This is a genomic window from Pseudomonas sp. FW305-7, assembly GCF_058786735.1.
The window spans coordinates 146,299-167,764 of record NZ_JBYSZA010000001.1; the positions used below are offsets into that span (position 1 = coordinate 146,299).

The window sequence follows — 21,466 nt, forward strand, 5'->3', positions numbered from 1 at the left end:
TGTTCATGAGTCAGGCGTTTCTCCCCTTCTCTCGCCCCAGTATCGGTGATGAAGAAATTGCAGCCGTAGAGCAAGTATTGCGTTCCGGCTGGATCACTACCGGGCCGAAAAACCAGGCACTCGAAGAGCAATTTGCACAGTACGTTGGCTGCCGGCATGCCGTGGCTTTGTCCTCGGCCACTGGCGGCATGCACATCACACTTTTGGCGTTGGGCATCGGCCCCGGTGATGAGGTGATCACACCGTCGCAGACCTGGGTCTCGACCGCCAACATGATCTCGCTGATCGGCGCCACCCCGGTGTTCGTCGACGTCGACCGCGACACGCTGATGACCGACGCCGCGCGCATCGAAGCCGCCATCACCCCGCGTACCAAAGCGATTATTCCGGTGCATTACGCCGGCGCGGCATTCGATCTCGATCCGCTGTACGCCCTGGCCGACAAACACGGCATCGCGGTGATCGAAGACGCTGCCCACGCCGCCGGCACCCGTTACAAGGGCCGTCACGTCGGCGCTCAGGGCACGGCGATCTTTTCCTTCCACGCGATCAAGAACATGACCTGTGCCGAAGGCGCGATGTTCGTCACCGACGACGAAGCGCTGGCCAGTCGCGTGCGCATGCTCAAGTTCCATGGTCTGGGCGTTGATGCCTACGACCGCCTCACCGGCGGCCGCAAGCCGCAGGCGCAGGTCATGGAACCGGGTTTCAAATACAACCTGGCCGACATCAACGCGGCGATCGCGCTGGTGCAACTGCAGCGTCTGGACGCGATCAACGCCCGCCGCACCGAGTTGGCCGCTGCTTACCGGCAAAAGCTCGAAGGCTTGCCGGTGCAACCGCTGGCCCTGCCCGACTACGCGCAAACCCACGCCTGGCATCTGTTCATCCTGCGCATCGACAGCGAGCGCTGCGGCATGGACCGCGAAGCCTTCATGAAGGGTTTGCAGGATCAGGGCATCGGCACCGGTATTCATTTCATCGCCACCCACCTGCACACCTGGTACCGCCAGCGTGACCCCGATCTGTATCTGCCCAACACCGAATGGAACTCGGCGCGGCTGTGCTCGATTCCGTTGTTCCCCGACATGACCGATCAGGACCTCGATCGCGTGGTCGGCGCCATCGCCACTCTTATGGACAAACGCCCGTGAAACCTTACCCAATCCGTTGCGTGTCGATCGTCATCCCGGTCTACAACGAACAGGACAGCCTGCCGGAACTGTTGCGCCGCACTGAAGCGGCGTGCCGGATGCTGCGTCACGACTACGAAATCGTCCTCGTCGACGACGGCAGCCGTGACGAGTCCGCGAATTTGCTTGAGGAAGCCGCGAGCCGCGAAGACAGCCCGTTTGTGGCGGTGATCCTCAACCGCAACTACGGCCAGCACGCGGCGATCATGGCCGGATTCGAGCAATGCAAGGGCGACGTGGTGATCACCCTCGACGCTGACTTGCAGAACCCGCCGGAAGAAATTCCGCGCCTGGTCGCCGAGGCCGAAAAAGGCTACGACGTGGTCGGCACCGTGCGCGGCAATCGCCAGGATTCGGCGCTGCGCCGCTACCCGTCGAAACTGATCAACCTCGCCGTCCAACGCTCAACCGGCGTTGCGATGAGCGACTACGGCTGCATGCTCCGCGCTTACCGCCGCACGATCATCGACGCGATGCTCGCCTGCCGTGAGCGCAGCACATTCATCCCGATTCTGGCCAACAGCTTCGCCCGCCACACCACCGAAATCGTCGTCGCCCACGCCGAGCGTGAGCATGGCGATTCGAAGTACAGCCCGATGCGGTTGATCAACCTGATGTTCGATTTGATCACCTGCATGACCACCACGCCTTTGCGCTTGCTGAGCATCGTCGGTTTCACCATGGCCGGGCTCGGTCTGCTGTTTGCTTTCGCGCTGATCGTCATGCGTCTGGCCTTCGGTTCCGGCTGGGCCGGTGACGGCATGTTCGTGCTGTTCGCGGTGCTGTTCGTGTTTACCGGTGGCCAGTTCATCGGCATGGGCCTGCTCGGCGAATACCTGGGACGCATGTACAGCGATGTGCGCGCCCGCCCGCGTTTCTTCATTGAAAAGGTGCTGCGCAGCCACCCCGCTACGCCAGCGCCTGCCGTCACCGTTGATGGTCTTTCTTCTACTCCTTCTACAACTTCTACTACCGGTCAGGTTCTCTCATGAGTGCAAAAACTGTTGTCTTCGCTTACCACGATATTGGCTGCGCCGGCATTCAAGCCCTGCTCGACAGCGGCTTCGACATCGCAGCGGTGTTCACTCACGCCGATGACCCGAAAGAGAACGCTTTCTACGCCTCGGTCGCGCAACTGTGCGCCAACAAGGGTATTCCGGTGCACGCGCCGGAGGACGCCAATCACCCACTGTGGATCGAGCGCATCGCCAAACTCGACCCGGATTACATTTTCTCCTTCTACTACCGCAACCTGCTGAGCGAGCCGCTGCTGGCCACCGCAAAAAAAGGCGCGTTCAACCTGCACGGCTCGTTGCTGCCACGCTACCGTGGCCGCGCGCCGGCCAACTGGGTGCTGGTCAACGGCGAAACCGAAACCGGCGTGACCCTGCACCGCATGGTCAAACGTGCCGATGCCGGCGCCATCGTCGCTCAGCAGCGCGTGGCCATCGAGCGCAGCGACACAGCGTTGAGCCTGCACGGCAAACTGCGTGTCGCCGCCAGCGATCTGCTGCGCGACACCCTGCCGGCGATGCTGCAAGGCAAGATCAGCGAAACCGTGCAGGACGAAAGCCAAGCCACGGTGTTCGGTCGCCGTACCGCAGCGGACGGCAAACTGGTCTGGGCGCAGCCCGCCGAGCAGTTGTTCAACCTGGTCCGCGCCGTGACTCAACCGTACCCGGGCGCCTTCTGCGCCGTGGGCGAGCACAAACTGATCGTGTGGAGCGCCGAAGTTGCCAAAGGCAACGAAGGCCAGGCGCCGGGCCGGGTGATCAGCGTCGATCCGCTGCGCATTGCTTGTGGCGAAGATTCGTTGGTGATTCTCTCGGGGCAGCGCAACGACAACGGTCTGTACCTGAGCGGCCCGCAACTGGCCAACGAACTCAGTCTGGTCGACGGCTCGCTGCTGCGCGGCGCCGAGTCCGGCCGTGGCCCACGTCGCACTCGCGTGCTGATCCTCGGCGTCAACGGTTTCATCGGCAATCACTTGTCCGAGCGTCTGCTGCGTGATGACCGCTATGAAGTCTATGGTCTGGATATCGGCTCCGACGCCATCGAGCGTCTGCGCAGCCATCCGCGTTTTCACTTCGTCGAAGGCGACATCAGCATTCACTCCGAGTGGATCGAGTACCACATCAAGAAATGCGACGTGGTCCTGCCGCTGGTGGCCATCGCCACGCCGATCGAATACACGCGCAATCCGCTGCGGGTGTTCGAACTCGACTTCGAAGAAAACCTCAAGCTGGTGCGTTATTGCGTCAAGTACAACAAGCGCGTGATCTTCCCGTCGACCTCGGAAGTCTATGGCATGTGCCAGGACAAGAACTTCGACGAAGACACTTCCAACCTGATCGTCGGGCCGATCAACAAGCAGCGCTGGATCTACTCGGTGTCCAAGCAACTGCTCGACCGGGTGATCTGGGCCTACGGCGCCAAGGGCCTGAATTTCACCCTGTTCCGGCCTTTCAACTGGATGGGCCCGCGTCTTGATCGTCTGGATTCGGCGCGCATCGGCAGCTCCCGGGCAATCACCCAACTGATCCTCAATCTGGTGGAAGGCACGCCGATTCGTCTGTTCGACGGCGGTGAGCAAAAACGCTGCTTTACCGACATCGCCGACGGCGTCGAAGCGCTGGCGCGGATCATCGATAACGACAACGACGTCTGCAACGGCCAGATCATCAACATTGGCAACCCGGACAATGAAGCGAGCATCCGCCAGTTGGGCGAAGAGTTGCTGCGCCAGTTCGAAGCGCATCCGCTGCGCCACAACTTCCCGCCGTTCGCCGGTTTCCGCGACGTCGAGAGCAAGGCGTTCTACGGCGCTGGATACCAGGACGTCGAGCACCGCAAACCGAGCATCGCCAACGCCAAGCGCCTGCTGGACTGGACGCCGACCGTGGAAATGCGCGAGACCATCGGCAATACGCTGGACTTCTTCTTGCGTGAAGCCATGCTCGAAATCGCGGACAAGCATTGATGCAGGCCGGTCTACGCATCGACGTCGATACCTTTCGCGGCACCCGTGAGGGTGTGCCGCGTCTGCTGGAAATGCTCGACGAAGCGCAGATCAAGGCAACGTTCTTCTTCAGTGTCGGCCCGGACAACATGGGCCGGCATCTGTGGCGCCTGATCCGCCCGCAGTTCCTCTGGAAGATGCTCCGCTCCAACGCGGCCGGCCTGTATGGCTGGGACATTCTGCTGGCCGGTACCGCGTGGCCGGGCAAACCGATTGGCCGCGAACTCGGGCACCTGATGCGTCAGGCCCGAGACGCCGGGCATGAGGTCGGCCTACACGCCTGGGATCACCACGGCTGGCAGGCCAATGCCGGGCGCTGGAGCGATCAGCAGCTGATCGAGCAGATCCGTCAGGGCGTCGACACCTTGAGCGACATTCTTGGCGAGAAGGTCACCTGTTCGGCCGCTGCCGGTTGGCGTGCCGACGAGCGCGTGATTGAAGCCAAGCAGGCGTTCGGCTTTCGCTACAACAGCGATTGCCGAGGCACGCGAGTGTTCCGTCCGCTGCTGGCTGACGGCACACCGGGCACGCCGCAGATTCCGGTGGATCTGCCGACCTTCGACGAAGTCGTCGGCCCCATCGTTGCGGCGCGGGATTTCAACCGCTTCATCCTCGATCACTTTCTGCCGCGACAACTCAACGTCTACACCATTCATGCCGAAGTAGAAGGGATTCTGATGGCTGAGGACTTTCGTCAACTGCTGGCCGATGCGCGCCAGCGCAACATCGACTTCACCCCGCTGGGCGACTTGTTGCCCGAGTTCTTCAACACCTTGCCCGTGGGTCGCGTGCAGCGCGGCGCCCTCGATGGCCGCGAAGGCTGGCTGGGAGTGCAAGGCGCATGACTAACCGCTGGACACTGCCGCTGCTGCTGTTGGCGATCTGTCTGCTGGCCTACCTGCTGCCGCTGGGCAGCCACGGTTTGTGGATTCCCGACGAGACCCGCTACGCACAGATCAGTCAGGACATGCTGCTGAGCGGCAACTGGGTATCGCCGCATTTCATGAGCCTGCGCTATTTCGAGAAGCCGATTGCCGGCTACTGGATGATCGCGCTGGGGCAGGAATTGTTCGGTCAGAACCTGTTTGGCGTGCGCTTCGCTTCGGCGCTGAGCACGGGTTTGAGCGTGTTGCTCTGCTACCTGATCGCCCGGCGCCTGTGGAACGAGCCGCGCAAAAGCTTCGTCTGCGCCCTGCTCTACATGAGTTTCACCGTGGTTGCCGGGCAATCGGGCTACGCCAACCTCGATCCGCAATTTACCTTTTGGGTCAACCTGAGCCTGGTGGCGCTGTGGTTTGCCGTCGACAGTCAAAGCAGCGGCAAACGCATGGCCGCGTGGGCCGTGTTGGGATTCGCCTGCGGCATGGGCTTCATGACCAAGGGTTTTCTCGCCTGGGTGTTGCCGGTGCTGATCGCCTTGCCGTGGATGCTTTGGCAAAAACGCTGGCGCGAATTGCTGCTGTACGGCCCGGTGGCGATTGCTGTGGCGATCATTGTCAGCTTGCCGTGGGCGCTGGCGGTGCATGCGCAGGAACCGGACTACTGGCGGTTCTTCTTCTGGCATGAACACATTCGCCGCTTTGCCGGGGACGATGCCCAGCATGATGCGCCGTGGTGGTTTTACCTGCCGCTGCTGGTGGCGTTCAGTCTGCCGTGGGTGGGGTTGTTGCCGACTGCTTTCAAGCAGGCATGGCAGAGCCGTACTCAGCCCAAAGTGGTGTTTCTGTTGCTGTGGTTGCTGATGCCGCTGGCGTTCTTCAGCCTGAGCAACGGCAAATTGCCGACGTACATCCTGCCGTGCCTGTTGCCGATGGCGTTGCTGCTGGGCCATGCGCTGGCCGATCGCTTGCGACTGGAGCAAGGCCGGGCGTTGGGCATTAATGGTTTGCTGAATCTGTTGCTCGGAATCGCCGTGCTGATTGCGCTGGTGTATGTGCAGCTGACACGGCCGATTTATGACCATGAACTGCACAGCCTGGTGCTGGTGTTCATCGCGCTGATCGGCTGGATCATCGCCAACCTGTTGCAAGCCTTCCTGCCCTTGCAGTGCTGGGCGGCGCCGGCCTTCGGCAGTCTGTTGCTGATCGCGCTATTGCCGGCGGCATTGCCCAAATCGGTCATCGCCAACAAGACCCCCGATCAGTTCATCAAGCATCACGTCAGCGAACTGGCGCAGGCCGAGCATCTGTTGAGCAACGATCTGGGCGCCGCGTCGGCCCTGGCCTGGCGGCTGAAACGCCCGCAAGTGGCGTTGTACAACACGATAGGCGAATTGAAATATGGCCTTGCCTATCCTGACGGCATTCAACAGCGGGTCGATCCCGAACAGGTTCAACAGTGGATGCGCGAGGCGCGCCGCAGCGGTTCGGTCGGCGTGGTGATGCGCGTCAAGGGGCAAGACGAACTGGACGAAATCGACAGACTGCCAAAGGACGGCGTGCGTTATGAGCAGGGCAACCTGGTGATCATGATTCTGCCCAAGGAGGCGTCATGAGCCTGTTGCTGGTGTTGCTCGCCTGCCTGCTGACCTGCCTCGGGCAGGTCGCGCAAAAGTACGCCGTGGAAAGTTGGCGCGGTGCCGAGTCGTCCTGGGCCGACAAACTGCGCTCGCCGTGGTTGTGGCTGGCGTTGCTCGCGCTGGGCTCGGGCCTGCTGGTCTGGCTGCTGGTGCTGCAGCGTCTGGAGGTCGGCATCGCCTACCCGATGCTCAGCCTCAACTTCGTGTTGATCACCCTGATCGCCCGCTTCGTTTTTCGTGAGCCCATCGACCGTCAGCATTGGCTTGGCGTGGCGTTGGTGATCGGCGGCGTGGTCTTGTTGGGGCAACAATCATGAACCAGCGTCGTGGAATCACCTTCGCCATGGGCAGCGTGTTGCTGGTCAGCGCCGCACAACTGGGCATGCGCTGGAGCATGACGCGCCTGCCGGCGCCGGACCATTGGCTTGCGCTGGACAGTATCGACCTGCGTGCGCTGGCGGTTGTTGTCGCGGCGATCGTCGCCTACGCACTGTCGATGCTCTGCTGGCTCGCCGCCCTGCGCGATCTGCCGCTGGGCCGCGCCTATTCGCTGCTGAGCATCAGCTATGCGCTGGTGTACCTATTGGCGGCCAGCCTGCCGCTGTTCAACGAATCCTTCAGTTTCACTAAATCACTGGGCGTGGCGCTGGTCATGCTCGGGGTCATCACTATCAACACTCGTCCGGCTCGTGCGCCCGAATTCAGGAGTGCTCCATGAAAATCACAGTATTTGGTAGCGGATATGTCGGCCTGGTGCAGGCCGCAGTACTGGCCGAGGTCGGCCATGACGTCGTGTGCATGGACGTCGATCAAAAGAAAGTCGACCTGTTGCGCCAGGGCCACGTCAGCATCTTCGAACCGGGGCTGGCCAGTCTGGTGCGTGAGGGCCTGGATTCGAAACGCCTGCTGTTCACCACCGATGAAAAACTCGCCGTGCAGCACGGTCGGGTCGCATTTATCGCAGTCGGCACGCCGTCCCGTGAAGACGGTTCGGCGGATCTGCGTTATGTGCTTTCAGTCGGCGACGCTATTGCCCGGCATCGTGAACAGCCGTTGATCATCGTGGAGAAATCCACGGTGCCAGTGGGCACCGGCGACACCCTGCGCACGCACATCGAAAAGGCCCTGATCAAGGTCGGTCGCCTGCTGCAATTCGATATCGTCTCCAACCCGGAGTTTCTCAAGGAAGGCTCCGCCGTCGCGGATTGCCGCCGGCCGGATCGCATTGTTATCGGCTGCGAAGGCGATGAGGTACGCGACGTGATGCGTGACCTGTATTCGCCGTTCAACCGCAACCATGACCGCATCATGTTCATGGACCTGCGCAGCGCCGAGCTGACCAAGTACGCGGCCAACTGCATGCTGGCGACCAAGATCAGCTTCATCAACCAGATCGCCGAACTGGCCGAACATCTCGGAGCCGACATTGAGTCGGTACGTCAGGGCATCGGTGCCGACACACGCATCGGCTACCACTTCATCTATCCAGGCTGCGGTTATGGCGGATCATGCTTCCCGAAAGACATGCGCGCATTGATCCACAGCGCCGAAGAGGCGCACTGTTCCAGCGATCTGCTGCAAGCGGTCGAGGCGATCAACCAACGGCAGAAACACAAGCTGTTCGAGCGCATCAACGCGTTCTACAAGGGTGACCTGCGGGGCAAGACCTTCGCCCTGTGGGGCTTGGCCTTCAAGCCCAACACCGATGACATGCGTGATGCGCCGAGCCGGGTGTTGCTGGAAGAATTGTGGGCGGCCGGTGCCAGCGTGCGCGCATTCGATCCGGAAGCCATGCAGGAAACCCAGAGTCTCTACCCGGATGAGTCGAAACTGATGCTGATGGGTACGCCTGAATCGGTACTGCCCGGCGCCGATGCGCTGATCATCTGCACTGAATGGCAGCAGTTCAAAGCTCCGGATTTCGACCTGATCAAGCAGCGTCTCAACACACCGGTAATCTTCGACGGTCGCAACCTGTATGACGCCGAGCGCCTGGCGCGCAACGGCTTCCAGTATTTCCCGATGGGCCGTGGCGAATCGCGCAAGTTACCGATCCCGCTGCAACAGTGGCCGCACGCGTCCGACGTCGCTTGATCACGCTGACGCCTGCCATTCGCCGGCAGTCCCTGATCGCGGGGCTGCTGGCGTTTTTATTGTTCATCGCCGGGGTCTACGGGCAGGCCCCTATCGGTTTTGATTCACGTTTTGTGTTGTTCGCGCAGGAAATGCTGCGCCACGGGCCGACGGTGTTTCCCACCACTTACGGTGAGCCGTACGCGGACTACTCGGCGCTGTCGACGTGGTTTGTCTGGCTGCTGTCGCTGCCGTTCGGCACGGTTAATGCGTTAACGGCCTGGGCGCCGAGCGCTGTCGCCGGGGCCGTGATGGTGACGTTGATGTATCGCCTGCTCGCGCCGTATTCGCGGCGTTGGGCGCTGATCAGCATTGCCTTGCTGATGCTCACCGGCACCTTCGTCACTGAAGTGCGTGCGGTGTCGCAGGACCTGATGCTCGCTGCGGTGGCGTTTGCCGCGTTCTATCTCGGTTATGCCCATGATCATTGCGGTGGTGGACGGCGCTGGTCGCTGATCTTTGTGTTGCTACTGCTCGGTTTCGGTATTCGCGGGCCGATCGGGCTGGTGGTGCCGACCGGGATGCTGTGCAGTTATTACCTGCTCAATCGGCAATGGTCGCGATTGCTGCTGTTTGGTGGTCTCGCGACGCTGTTGCTGGTGGCGTGCGTCGGGCTGTTGTTGTGGCTGGCGCAGCTCAGTGGTGGTCCGAGGTTCATGCAAGACGTCATCCGCATGCAGTTCATGGGGCGCATGGACGGCAGCGAGGGTGTCAGCGGTTCGTTGTATTACTTCACTTCGTCGTTCGGCAACTATGCGCTGGCGTATCCCTTGGCTTTGTTGGCGTTGGCCTGCGCATGGCTGAGCAAACCGCAACAGCGCGGGCCGGCCTTGCGGCTGGTGCAATATTGCGCGGGGGCGGGGTTGATCGTGATGGTAGGGCTGTCGATCCCGCAGGCGAAGAAGGCACGGTATCTGCTGCCGATGTTGCCGATGGCGGCAATCATCGCGGCGTATCCGTTTCAGGTGGCGCACGGTCGCGTGTTCGTCTGGTTGCGCGGCGTGATTCAAGGGCTATGGCTGCTGACGCCGGGGTTGTTGATGGTGGTGTTGCTGGTTGCGCAGCGGCGGGTTCCGGAGTTGCAAATTGGGTTGGCAGGCATGTTGATCGTGCTTGGCGTGCTGCAAGTGTTTGCATTGTCGCGCCTGTTGCAGCCGCGCTGGCGTGCCGAGGTCATGGCGTTCAGTGCGGTGCTGGCGTTGTGGGCGGTGTATGCGATGGTGTTCGAACCGGTTGAGCGGCAGATGTACGACACCCGCACCTTCAGTCGTGAAGTGTTCGCCCAGGTTCAACAAAACCCGGCGCCACTGGTGCTGCACGGCATGGGCAAAGATGCCAAAGCGATCAAGTTCATGGTCAACCTCGAACAGGATCTGCAACCGCAGTTCAGCGAAACCGTGCAGGATCTGGAAGCACTCAAAGGCCCGGCGTGGCTGATGATGGATCGCAATGACTTCAAGGCACTCGCGGGCACGCCGCTGCAAACGCTGAAACCGGTGTTGAGTGGGCGTTTCGATAAAAACGACTATGTCCTGCTGTGGCTGAAACCGTAATCTGTCGGGCTTTGCTCGACAGGATTCGTCCCGACATGACTTTCATCGTCCGCCGCGCCAGCCCTGCTGACGCGGCCGCCCTCCCCGCCATCGAACGCTCGGCTGCCGGGCTGTTTCGTCTCGACCCTAACCTCGCCTGGCTCGCCGACGCCGAAGTGCCAGATAGTGCGCAACATGTGCAGGCCATCGAGCAGATGTGCGTTTGGGTGGTTGAAAGTGCTGACCAGTCACTGGCGGGGTTTCTTCGGGCACTGGAAATCGACAGTCAATTGCACATCGAAGAGCTGTCGGTGAGTCAGGATTTTCAGGGGCAAGGCATGGGGCGTGCGTTGGTATCAGCGGCCATTGAGCACGCGCGTCAGATGCAATTGCAGGCCTTGACCCTGACCACCTTTCGCGACCTGCCGTGGAATGCGCCGTTCTATCAGCGCCTCGGGTTTATCTTGCTCGGCGCTGAAAACACGCCACCGCATCTGCTGACCGCCCTGCAAACCGAAATCGACCACGGTTTCCCCGGCGAAAGACGTTGCGCGATGCGCCTGCCACTTCCCTGACAACACTGAAAACCAGCTCCTACATGGGCATGTCGGTGTGTCAGGTTGACCGCCGGGCGAGAGCCGGGGAGGATGACGGCGCGCCTCTCGCATTTGAAATAAGGACGTTGACCTCTTCGTGGCCACCTACTCGCGCCTCATTCGCCGACTGATGATCAGCTCGCTGACGGTCGTTGTCAGCCGTGCTCTGATCAGTCCGCTGCTGACCCTGTTCCTCAGTAACAAACTCGGCCTCAACCCGCAGGACGTCGGCCTGCTGCTGGGCGTCGCGGTGTTCAGCGCGACGCTGTTGTCGCTGTACGGCGGCTACATCATCGACAAACTCGACAAGCGTCAGTTGCTGATTGTGACAATGCTCTCCAGCGGCATCGGCCTGATGCTGCTGACCTTCGCGCAGAACCTGTACCTGGTCACCCTGGTGCTGATCATCAGCGAGACCGCGTCGGCGCTGTTCCTGATCTGCTCCAAGGCGATCCTCAGTGAAAACCTGCCGGTCGGCCAGCGGGTCAAGGCGTTCTCGCTGAATTACACGCTGACCAATATCGGCTATGCGGTTGGGCCGATGATCGGCGTGGTGATTGCCGGCATCCAGCCCGCCGCGCCCTTCATCGTCGCGGGCGCGATTGCCATTGGCAGTATTTTCCTGCTGCTCGGCGCCGCCAGAGATGCCAGCCCGATCTCGCCGGTCGGCCAGCCACAAAGCTTTCTGAATACGCTGATCATCCTCAAGAACGATCGCACGATGATCCTGTTTACCCTCGGTTGCCTGCTCAGCACGTTGGTGCACGGGCGCTTCACGTTGTACCTGTCGCAATACCTGCTGGTGACCCACACCCAGCAACAGACGCTGGACACCATGGCCGCCCTGCTCGCCTGCAACGCGATCACGGTGATCCTGTTGCAATACCAGATCGGCCGTTTCCTAAAACGCGAGCACTTGCGCCAGTGGATTGCCGGTGGCACGGCGTTGTTCATCGTCGGTCTGATCGGTTTCAGCCTGGCCGACAGCCTCGTAGGCTGGTGCGTGGCGATGTTCATCTTCACCTTGGGCGAAATGATCATTTACCCGGCGGATTTCCTCTTCGTTGATACGCTGGCCCCGGAGGAGTTGCGTGGCAGCTACTACGGCGCGCAGAACCTGGCGGCACTCGGCGGTGCGGCGAGTCCGGTGATGTGCGGGTTCCTGCTGATGCACACGCCGGCGCCGAGCATGTTCTACGCGCTGAGCGCGTTGGCGGCGTTGGGTGGTTATCTGTGTTTCGTCAGCGGCCGAAGAGTGGCTTCAGTTCAAAAATAGTGCACTGAAACTGCATTAATATGAATTTGTCAGCATCGTGAATGATCGGCACACTGTGCACGTTCCTCCCCCAATGTTGGAACACTTCGAGGGCTTTCCGGATTGCCGGACAGTCCTTTTTTTTGCCCGCATTTTTTACAGGATCGGATTCACATGCTCGCTCGCTGGTTACCCGCCGCCATCAACACCCGCCCTACCGAATGGAGCCGCGCCGCCATCGGCATGGCCTTGGGCACGCTGTTCAGTGTGTGGCTGTGCGCGCAGGTATTCGGTCATGACGTGGCCTATCACCTGATCGGCCCGTTGGGCGCGTCGGCGGTGTTGCTGTTCGCCGTGTCGTCCGGTGCGCTCGCCCAGCCATGGTCGATTCTCGGTGGTTACTTGTGTGCCGGTGTCGTCGCATTGTTGGTGGCCCACGTGCTCGGGCGAACCCTTGGCAGCGCGTGTCTGGCGGCGGGCATGGCGTTGATTCTGATGTGCTGGCTGCGTTGCCTGCACCCGCCGGCTGGGGCCTTGGCGTTGACGCTCGTGTTGGCAGATCCGGCGACCGTCGCCATGGACTGGACAGCCATGGGGCCGGTGATGCTCGGCGCTGCGTGCATGCTGCTCAGCGCCCTCGCTTACAACAACCTGACGCGGATTCGTTATCCGAAACGTGCTGCCGATCCCGCACCAACGGTGGCACCGGTCGACAGTCAGGCGATCACCGCTGAAGACTTGAAACTGGCACTGGCGGACATGGAAGCGTTCATCGACATCACCCCCGAAGACCTCGAACAACTGATCCACACCAGCGAACAGCACGCCAAACGGCGCAGCATCGGTGAAGTCTTCACACGTTAGCCGCTGAGATCCCTCGCCACAAAGGCGATCTTGTGTCTAAGGTAAAAACGCAGACAGACCCTGCACATATCCCCGTTGTACAGGGCAAATTTGCACTGTTACGATCCGCTAACGCTCGCGCGCGAGCTTCTCGAATAAAGACAATAAAAGCAGGGAGTTAGTGATGACTGCTCAGGCTTCATCCCCGCGGACTGTGTCCATGGATGCCACGCAAAACGAAGTGCTGGCCGAGGTTCGCAACCACATCGGTCACCTTACCCTCAACCGCCCCGCCGGCCTCAACGCCATTACCCTCGACATGGTGCGCCTGCTGCAAGAGCAGCTCGACGCCTGGGCGAGCGATGCCAATGTTCACGCAGTCGTGCTGCGCGGTGCCGGTGAAAAAGCCTTCTGCGCCGGTGGCGATATTCGTTCCCTGTATGACAGTTTCAAAAGCGGCGACACGCTGCACGAAGATTTCTTCGTCGAGGAATACGCCCTCGACCTGACCATTCATCATTACCGCAAACCGGTGCTGGCGTTGATGGACGGTTTTGTCCTCGGCGGTGGTATGGGCCTGGTGCAAGGCGCGGATCTGCGCGTGGTCACCGAGAAGAGCCGACTGGCGATGCCGGAAGTGGCCATCGGTTATTTCCCGGATGTCGGCGGCAGTTACTTCCTGCCGCGCATTCCCGGTGAGTTGGGCATTTATCTGGGTGTCAGCGGCGTGCAGATCCGCGCTGCCGACGCGCTGTATTGCGGCCTCGCCGACTGGTATCTGGACAGCAGCCAACTGGCGCTGCTTGACGAAAAACTTGATCAGATGGAGTGGCAGGACACGCCGCTAAAGGCCCTGCAAAACCTGCTGGCCAAACACGCCGTGCAAACCCTGCCCGATGCGCCACTGGAAGCCTTGCGCCCGGCCATCGACCATTTCTTTGCTCTGCCCGATGTACCGAGCATGGTCGAACAACTGCGCGCAGTGACCGTGGCCGACAGCCATGAATGGGCGACTACCACCGCCAACCTGCTGGAAACCCGTTCACCGCTGGCCATGGCCGTGACTTTGGAAATGCTCCGTCGCGGCCGTCATCTGAGCCTGGAACGTTGCTTCGCCCTGGAACTGCATCTGGATCGTCAGTGGTTCGAACGCGGCGATCTGATCGAAGGCGTGCGCGCCCTGCTGATCGACAAAGACAAGACACCTCGCTGGAACCCGCCGACCCTCGCCGCGCTGGACGCGGCGCATGTTGCGAGTTTCTTCCACGGTTTTGATGAGAGCGGGAGCTGAGCCATGCACGATCTCGAACTGACAGAAGAACAAGTGATGATCCGCGACATGGCCCGGGACTTTGCCCGTGGCGAAATCGCGCCCCACGCACAAGCCTGGGAAAAGGCTGGCTGGATCGACGACGCGCTGGTAGCGAAGATGGGCGAACTGGGCCTGCTCGGCATGGTTGTGCCGGAAGAATGGGGCGGCACTTACGTCGACTACGTCGCGTACGCACTGGCGGTCGAAGAGATTTCTGCCGGCGACGGCGCGACTGGCGCGTTCATGAGCATCCACAACTCGGTCGGTTGTGGCCCGGTGCTTAACTTCGGCAGCGAAGCACAGAAACAGACCTGGCTGGCGGATCTCGCCAGCGGGCAAACCATCGGTTGCTTCTGCCTGACCGAACCGCAGGCCGGTTCCGAAGCGCACAACCTGCGCACCCGTGCCGAATTGCGTGACGGCCAATGGGTGATCAACGGCGCCAAGCAATTTGTCAGCAACGGCAAACGGGCGAAACTGGCGATTGTGTTTGCGGTGACCGATCCGGAGCTGGGCAAAAAAGGCATTTCGGCGTTTCTGGTGCCGACCGACACGGCGGGTTTCATCGTCGACCGTACCGAACACAAAATGGGCATCCGCGCCTCCGACACCTGTGCGGTAACGCTGAACAACTGCAGCATTCCCGAGGCCAATCTGCTCGGCGAGCGTGGCAAGGGTTTGGCGATTGCCCTGTCCAACCTTGAAGGCGGCCGCATCGGCATCGCCGCGCAAGCGCTGGGCATCGCCCGTGCGGCGTTTGAAGCGGCGCTGGTTTATTCGCGTGATCGTATCCAGTTCGGCAAGCCGATCAATGAGCACCAAAGCATCGCCAATCTGCTGGCCGACATGCACATGCAACTGAACGCGGCACGCCTGATGATTCTGCACGCGGCGCGGCTGCGCACGGCGGGCAAACCATGTTTGTCAGAGGCTTCGCAGGCAAAACTGTTTGCGTCGGAAATGGCCGAGAAGGTCTGCTCGTCGGCGATTCAGATTCATGGCGGGTATGGGTATCTGGAAGATTATCCGGTCGAGAAGTACTACCGCGATGCGCGGATTACCCAGATCTATGAAGGGTCGAGCGAGATTCAGCGGATGGTGATTGCTCGGGAGCTGAAGAACTACCAGATCTAAAAGCAAAAGCATCGCTGGCAAGCCAGCTCCCACAGGGTTCTCGGTCGATCACAGATGTTGTGTACACCGAAGATTGTGTGGGAGCTGGCTTGCCAGCGATGACGTCAGTAAGACTGCAGCATTATTTGCCCTGAAAATCCGGCGTCCGCTTGGCCACAAACGCCGCCATCCCTTCCTTTTGATCCTGCGTGGCAAACGCTGCATGGAACACCCGGCGCTCGAAACGCACGCCTTCAGTCAGATTGACCTCGAAAGCACGGTTGACGCTTTCCTTGACCATCATCGCAATCGGCAGCGACTTGCTGGCGATCACCGCCGCCACCTTCAGCGCTTCTTCCAGCAACTCATCGCTCGGCACGATCCGCGCAACGATGCCGCAACGCTCGGCTTCCACCGCATCGATCATGCGCCCGCTCAGGCACATTTCCATGGCCTTGGCCTTGCCCACGGCGCGGGTCAGGCGCTGGGTGCCGCCCATGCCCGGCAGCACGCCGAGGTTGATTTCCGGCTGACCGAATCTGGCGTTGTCGCCGGCCAGAATAAAGTCACACATCAACGCAAGCTCACAGCCGCCACCGAGGGCAAAGCCGTTGACCGCCGCGATGATCGGCTTGCGCCGGTTGGCCACGCGGTCGCTGTCGCTGAACAGATCGTCCATGTAGATCTGTGGGTAGGTCAGCTCGGCCATTTCCTTGATGTCGGCACCGGCGGCGAAGGCTTTTTTCGATCCGGTGAGGACGATGCAACCGATGTTCGCATCGGCTTCCAGGCCATCGAGGGCATGGTTCACTTCGCTGACCAGTTGCGCGTTCAGGGCATTCAGCGCCTGCGGCCGGTTCAAGGTGATCAGGCCAACGCGGCCGTGGGTTTCCAGCAGAATGGTTTCGTAAGTCATGAATGCAGATTCCTTCTCAAAGATTGCGCGAAATGACCATGCGCTGAATGTCACTGGTGCCTTCGTAGATCTGGCAGACGCGCACGTCGCGGTAGATACGCTCCAGCGGGAAGTCGTTGAGGTAACCGTAACCGCCGAGGGTTTGCAACGCCATCGAGCAGACCCTCTCGGCCATTTCCGAAGCGAACAACTTGGCCATGGAGGCTTCGACCAGCGCCGGTTGGCCACTGTCGCGCAGGGCGGCGGCGTAATGCACCATTTGCCGGGCGACGGCGATTTGCGTGGCCATGTCGGCGAGGCGGAACGCCACGGCTTGATGCTCGATGATCGGCTTGCCGAAGGTGTCGCGCTCTCGGGCGTAATCACGCGCCGCTTCAAACGCGGCACGGGCCATGCCCACCGATTGCGAGGCGATGCCGACGCGGCCGCCTTCAAGGTTGGCCAAGGCAATTTTGTAGCCTTCGCCCTCCTCACCCAGCCGGTTGGCGACCGGGACTTTGACGTCTTCAAAGAGGATCTGGCAGGTGTCCGAGGCGTGCTGGCCGAGCTTGTCTTCGACGCGGGCGACTTTGTAGCCCGGCGAATCGGTCGGCACGATAAACGCAGTGATGCCGCGCTTGCCGGCACTCGGATCGGTCACCGCAAACACGATGACGATCCCGGCGTTCTGCCCGGAAGTGATGAACTGTTTGCAGCCGTTGAGCACGTAGTGATCGCCTTCAAGACGCGCACGGGTTTTCAGGCTGCTGGCGTCGGAACCGGCCTGCGGTTCGGTCAGGGCGAACGCGCCGAGCATCGCGCCACTGGCCAATGGCTTGAGGAAGCGTTCGCGCTGGTCGTCGTTGCCGAACTTGAGGATCGGCACGCAACCGACCGAGTTGTGCACGCTCATGATCGTCGAGCAGGCGCCATCGCCGGCAGCGATTTCTTCCAGAGCCATGGCGTAGGCCAGGTAACCGGTGTCACAGCCGCCCCACTGCTCCGGCACGAGCATGCCGAAGAAGCCCAGTTCGGCCATCTCGCCGATGGCCTCCTTGGGGAAGCGGTGCTCGCGATCCCACTCGGCGGCGAACGGCTTGAGCCGTTCCTCGGCAAACTGCCGGGCCATGTCGCGGATCTGGGTTTGGTCTTCGTTGGGAATCATGGTGAATCCTTAAATGTCAGTCGCACCGCTAACCCCTGTAGGAGTGAGCCTGCTCGCGAAAGCGGTGGGTCATATAAATCAGTGTTGGCTGACACGACGCCATCGCGAGCAGGCTCACTCCTACAAGGGGACTGCGTGAATCAGTAAACGCATTCCACGGCCATCGCCGTCGCTTCGCCGCCGCCGATGCAGATGGCCGCGATCCCGCGCTTGAGGTTTCGCTGGCGCAGCGCCGAGAGCAAGGTCACCAGAATCCGCGCGCCGGACGCGCCGATCGGATGGCCCAACGCACAAGCGCCGCCATGCACGTTGAGCTTGTCGTGGGGAATTTCCAGGTGAGTCATCGCCGCCATCCCCACCACCGCAAACGCTTCGTTGACCTCGAACAGATCTACGTCGCCCAGCGACCAACCGGTTTTCTTGATCAGTTTCTTGATCGCGCCGATCGGCGCCACCGGGAACAGCCCTGGAGTATCGGCAAACGCGGCATGGCCATGGATGACGGCCAGCGGTTTCAGACCGAGTTTCTGCGCCTGCGACTGCCGCATCAACACCAACGCCGCCGCGCCATCGGAAATTGAGCTGGAATTGGCCGCTGTCACCGTGCCGCCTTCGCGGAAGGCCGGTTTCAGCGAAGCGATCTTGTCCAGTTTGGCTTTCGGTGGCTGCTCATCGTTGCTGATCAGCACCTGTTCTTTGCCGACGGTCACGGTCAGCGGGACGATTTCGTCCTTGAAGCTACCGTCCTTGATCGCCTGCTGCGCACGGGTGGTCGAGGCGATGGCAAAAGCGTCCTGCGCTTCGCGGCTGAAGTCATTGGTTTCAGCGCAGTCTTCAGCGAAGGTGCCCATCAGACGGCCCTTGTCGTAGGCGTCTTCGAGGCCGTCGAGGAACATCGAGTCGAGCACGCGGCCATGGCCCATGCGATAACCGGCGCGGGCACGATCCAGCAGATACGGCGAGTTGGACATGCTTTCCATGCCGCCGGCAATCACCACGTCGGCACTGCCGGCGACCAGCATGTCGTGGGCCAGAATGGTGGTTTCCATGCCCGAGCCGCACATCTTGTTGACGGTGGTGCAACGGGTCGATTTATCCAGCCCGGCGCCCAATGCCGCTTGCCGCGCAGGTGCCTGGCCGAGGCCGGCGGGCAGTACGCAACCGAACAACACTTCGTCGACCGCATCGCTGGCGACTCCGGCACGTTCAACCGCAGCCTTGATCGCAGCGGCGCCGAGTTGTGGCGCGGTGAGGCTTTTCAGTTCGCCTTGAAAGCCGCCCATCGGGGTGCGGACGGCGCTGACGATGACAATCGGATCGTTGGAAAGGGTCATGACAAATCCTCCTTACTTGGCGGCCATGCGCAAGGCACCGTCGAGACGGATCACCTCGCCGTTGAGCATGCTGTTTTCGATGATATGCCGAACCAGTGCGGCGTACTCGGCAGGCTTGCCCAAACGCGGCGGGAACGGCACGCCGGCGGCCAGCGAGTCGCGTACTTCCGGGGTCATGCCGGCCATCATCGGTGTTTCGAAAATGCCCGGGGCAATGGTCATCACGCGGATGCCGAAACGCGCCAGTTCACGGGCGGCCGGCAGGGTCAGGCTGGCGATGGCGCCTTTGGATGCCGAGTACGCCGCCTGACCGATCTGGCCGTCGAACGCCGCCACCGAAGCGGTGTTGATGATCACACCGCGTTCGCCGTCGGCATTGGCCTCGCTTTCGGCGATGGCGGCAGCGGCCAGACGCAGCATATTGAAGCTGCCGATCAGATTGACGTTGATCACTTGCGCAAAACTGCTCAGCGCATGCGGGCCGTTCTTGCCGAGGATTTTCTCGCCACGCACGATGCCGGCGCAGTTGACCAGGCCATTGAGGCTGCCAAAGGCATTGACGGTCGCCTGCACCGCGGCTTCGGCCGCGGCTTCGTTGCTGATGTCGGCAACCACGCTTTGCGCGCCCAGACGCTGGGCCTGAGCCGCCACGGCTTCGGCATTCATGTCCACCAGCATCACTTTGGCGCCGGCACTGACCAGCAGTTCAGCGGTGGCGGCACCGAGGCCCGATGCGCCGCCGGTGACGATAAAAACCTTGTTCTCGATCTGCATGACTGTACTTCCTGATTCAAGCTGAAACGTTCTTCGCCGCGGCCTCTTGAGCCTTGGCGATTTCCTGGTTGCGCAAGATAAAGCGCTGCAATTTGCCACTCGGGGTCTTGGGCAATTCGCTGACAAATTCGATTTCACGCGGGTAAGAATGCGCGGCCAGGCGCTTGCGCACGTGTTGGCGCAATTCCTCGGCCAACTCCGGCGCCGCGCGGTATTGCGCGCTGAGCACGACAAAGGCTTTGACCAGTTCGGTGCGCTCCGGATCGGGTTTGCCGACCACGGCCGCTTCGACCACCGCCGGGTGTTCGATCAGCGCGCTCTCGACGTCGAACGGGCCGACGCGGTAGCCGGAGGTGGTGATCACGTCATCGCTGCGGCCGACGAAGCTGATGCTGCCGTCCGGGTTCCACTCCACAGTGTCACCACTCAGGTAGTAGTTACCGACGAAAGCCTTGGTCGGTGCGCCCTGGTAGCCGCCGAACCAGCACATCGGCGACTGCGGACGGTCGATGGCGAGAATGCCGGGCTGGCCGACGCCCAGTTCGTTGTACTGATCGTCGAGCACCACGATGCGATGGCCCGGCGAGGCGAAACCGGCGGCGCCGACATGCACCGGATGGTCGAGGCCGTGGTGGTTGCACAGGACCATGCCCAGTTCGGTCTGGCCGTAATGGTCGTGAATGACCACGTCGAGGTTGTCGGCGAACCAGCGGATCACTTCCGGGTTCAGCGGCTCGCCGGCGCTGCTGACAATGCGCAGCTTGCCCTTGATCGACTTGGCGAACTCGTCGCCGCCGGCAATCAACAGGCGATAGGCCGTCGGCGAACCGGTGAGGTTGGTGATGCCGTACTTGTTGATCACCCGACAGGTGCTTTCGAGGGTGAACGGACCATCGTAAAAGGTAATCGGATGGCCCATCGACAACGGCCCGGTCACGCCGAAATAAATGCCGTAAGCCCAACCCGGGTCGGCGACGTTCCAGAACGCATCTTCCGGCCGCAGATCAACCGCGTCGCGGGTGTAGCTCTGGAACGCGACGATGGCTTTGAGCGGGACCGACAGTGCTTTCGACGGACCGGTGGTGCCCGAGGTGAACATCAGCAGGAACGGGTCTTCGCCCGTGAGCATCGCCGGTTCGCAGACATTGGAATGGTTGGGCAGCTCGGCCCAGAAACTGAAATCGCCACGGACAATGCCCTGGCCCTTGGCGCCGCCGACGGTGACCAGGGTCGGGCAGTCGGCAACTTCCGAGAGTTTCGGCCGGTTGACCGCATCGGTCACCACCACTTTGGCGCCGGAACTGTTGAGGCGATGTTCAAGGGCTTTGGGGCCGAACGCGGTGAACAGCGGTTGATACACCGCGCCAATGCGCCAGGTGGCGAACACGGTGATCAGCAATTCGATATTGCGCGGCAGCAGGCCGGCGACCTTGTCACCCTTCTGCACGCCTTGGGCGAGGAGGAAATTGGCAAAACGCGCGGCTTTGTCCTGCAAGTCGCTGAAGGTGTACGTCGCACTGGCGCCGTCGCGCCCCTCCCAGAACAGCGCAATACGCCCCGGCAAGGCATGGCGGTCGCAGCATTCGACGCAGGCGTTGAGCGCCTCAAGCGAACCGCTGAGTGCGGCATCAACGGTGTGCTGATAGTTGAACTGTGCGGTGGCAGACAAGTAATCGCGCATTGCCAGAATCCCTCTGTGTTTTTATTAGGTTGGGGAACCGTAAACAACAGAGGGATAGTCGCGCTGCGGCGGACTTGGGGCAATGGTCAAAGCCATCAAAGTG

At 61.4% G+C, this 21,466-nt stretch carries 19 protein-coding genes; 14 read left to right on the forward strand and 5 right to left on the reverse strand.

The genetic code is table 11. The annotated features are described in order from the left end of the window. Positions 1–5 precede the first annotated feature (5 nt). From arnB to AC3WMT_RS00735, 14 genes are all read left to right on the forward strand, one after another. Complete coding sequence (gene arnB, locus AC3WMT_RS00670) at positions 6–1,154, forward strand: UDP-4-amino-4-deoxy-L-arabinose aminotransferase (protein ID WP_103302021.1); 1,149 nt, start codon at positions 6–8, stop codon at positions 1,152–1,154. Next, positions 1,151–2,185: an undecaprenyl-phosphate 4-deoxy-4-formamido-L-arabinose transferase gene (gene arnC, locus AC3WMT_RS00675; RefSeq protein ID WP_103302022.1), complete on the forward strand. Its 1,035-nt coding sequence runs from the start codon at positions 1,151–1,153 to the stop codon at positions 2,183–2,185. The genes arnB and arnC overlap by 4 nt, the downstream gene beginning before the upstream one ends. After that, positions 2,182–4,173 (forward strand): bifunctional UDP-4-amino-4-deoxy-L-arabinose formyltransferase/UDP-glucuronic acid oxidase ArnA, encoded by a 1,992-nt coding sequence (gene arnA, locus AC3WMT_RS00680; RefSeq protein ID WP_103302023.1) that lies wholly within the window; start codon positions 2,182–2,184, stop codon positions 4,171–4,173. The genes arnC and arnA overlap by 4 nt, the downstream gene beginning before the upstream one ends. Further along, positions 4,173–5,057: a 4-deoxy-4-formamido-L-arabinose-phosphoundecaprenol deformylase gene (arnD, locus tag AC3WMT_RS00685; protein WP_103302024.1), complete on the forward strand. Its 885-nt coding sequence runs from the start codon at positions 4,173–4,175 to the stop codon at positions 5,055–5,057. The genes arnA and arnD overlap by 1 nt, the downstream gene beginning before the upstream one ends. Then, complete coding sequence (gene arnT, locus AC3WMT_RS00690; protein WP_103302025.1) at positions 5,054–6,706, forward strand: lipid IV(A) 4-amino-4-deoxy-L-arabinosyltransferase; 1,653 nt, start codon at positions 5,054–5,056, stop codon at positions 6,704–6,706. The genes arnD and arnT overlap by 4 nt, the downstream gene beginning before the upstream one ends. Further along, complete coding sequence (gene arnE / locus AC3WMT_RS00695; protein WP_103302026.1) at positions 6,703–7,047, forward strand: 4-amino-4-deoxy-L-arabinose-phosphoundecaprenol flippase subunit ArnE; 345 nt, start codon at positions 6,703–6,705, stop codon at positions 7,045–7,047. Before arnT ends, arnE begins: the two co-directional genes overlap by 4 nt. After that, positions 7,044–7,448 (forward strand): 4-amino-4-deoxy-L-arabinose-phosphoundecaprenol flippase subunit ArnF, encoded by a 405-nt coding sequence (gene arnF / locus AC3WMT_RS00700; RefSeq protein ID WP_103302027.1) that lies wholly within the window; start codon positions 7,044–7,046, stop codon positions 7,446–7,448. Before arnE ends, arnF begins: the two co-directional genes overlap by 4 nt. Then, complete coding sequence (locus tag AC3WMT_RS00705; RefSeq protein ID WP_103302028.1) at positions 7,445–8,824, forward strand: UDP-glucose dehydrogenase family protein; 1,380 nt, start codon at positions 7,445–7,447, stop codon at positions 8,822–8,824. The genes arnF and AC3WMT_RS00705 overlap by 4 nt, the downstream gene beginning before the upstream one ends. Beyond that, positions 8,797–10,416 (forward strand): ArnT family glycosyltransferase, encoded by a 1,620-nt coding sequence (locus tag AC3WMT_RS00710; protein ID WP_256583438.1) that lies wholly within the window; start codon positions 8,797–8,799, stop codon positions 10,414–10,416. The genes AC3WMT_RS00705 and AC3WMT_RS00710 overlap by 28 nt, the downstream gene beginning before the upstream one ends. 35 nt (positions 10,417–10,451) lie before the next feature. After that, positions 10,452–10,970, forward strand: coding sequence for a GNAT family N-acetyltransferase (locus AC3WMT_RS00715; protein ID WP_103302029.1), 519 nt, complete (start codon positions 10,452–10,454; stop codon positions 10,968–10,970). Between the two features lie 118 nt (positions 10,971–11,088). After that, on the forward strand, positions 11,089–12,267 hold the full coding sequence (locus AC3WMT_RS00720; RefSeq protein WP_103302030.1) for an MFS transporter: 1,179 nt from the start codon (positions 11,089–11,091) through the stop codon (positions 12,265–12,267). Between the two features lie 153 nt (positions 12,268–12,420). Next, positions 12,421–13,110: an HPP family protein gene (locus tag AC3WMT_RS00725; protein WP_103302031.1), complete on the forward strand. Its 690-nt coding sequence runs from the start codon at positions 12,421–12,423 to the stop codon at positions 13,108–13,110. A gap of 163 nt (positions 13,111–13,273) precedes the next feature. Beyond that, a complete protein-coding gene (locus AC3WMT_RS00730) occupies positions 13,274–14,380 on the forward strand; it encodes an enoyl-CoA hydratase/isomerase family protein (protein ID WP_103302032.1) in 1,107 nt (368 codons plus the stop codon). A 3-nt stretch (positions 14,381–14,383) separates the two neighbouring features. Beyond that, entirely contained in the window at positions 14,384–15,535 is a 1,152-nt protein-coding gene (locus tag AC3WMT_RS00735; RefSeq protein WP_103302033.1) for an acyl-CoA dehydrogenase family protein, read from the forward strand. Between the two features lie 121 nt (positions 15,536–15,656). Here AC3WMT_RS00735 and AC3WMT_RS00740 read toward each other — a convergent pair whose 3' ends face one another. The 5 genes from AC3WMT_RS00740 to AC3WMT_RS00760 all read right to left on the reverse strand — a co-directional run bounded on the left by AC3WMT_RS00740 (position 15,657) and on the right by AC3WMT_RS00760 (position 21,363). Then, positions 15,657–16,430 carry an enoyl-CoA hydratase gene (locus AC3WMT_RS00740; protein WP_103302034.1) on the reverse strand — a complete coding sequence of 258 codons (774 nt, stop codon included), beginning with the start codon at positions 16,428–16,430 and terminating at the stop codon, positions 15,657–15,659. Between the two features lie 16 nt (positions 16,431–16,446). Continuing rightward, the gene (locus AC3WMT_RS00745; RefSeq protein WP_103302035.1) at positions 16,447–17,574 is read right to left on the reverse strand and encodes an acyl-CoA dehydrogenase; all 1,128 of its coding nucleotides are present in this window, start codon (positions 17,572–17,574) and stop codon (positions 16,447–16,449) included. A 140-nt stretch (positions 17,575–17,714) separates the two neighbouring features. Then, positions 17,715–18,908 (reverse strand): acetyl-CoA C-acyltransferase, encoded by a 1,194-nt coding sequence (locus tag AC3WMT_RS00750; RefSeq protein WP_103302036.1) that lies wholly within the window; start codon positions 18,906–18,908, stop codon positions 17,715–17,717. Between the two features lie 12 nt (positions 18,909–18,920). After that, positions 18,921–19,682: an SDR family NAD(P)-dependent oxidoreductase gene (locus tag AC3WMT_RS00755; RefSeq protein WP_103302037.1), complete on the reverse strand. Its 762-nt coding sequence runs from the start codon at positions 19,680–19,682 to the stop codon at positions 18,921–18,923. 16 nt (positions 19,683–19,698) lie between these two features. After that, on the reverse strand, positions 19,699–21,363 hold the full coding sequence (locus AC3WMT_RS00760) for an AMP-binding protein (RefSeq protein WP_103302038.1): 1,665 nt from the start codon (positions 21,361–21,363) through the stop codon (positions 19,699–19,701). Between the last annotated feature and the right edge of the window lie 103 nt (positions 21,364–21,466).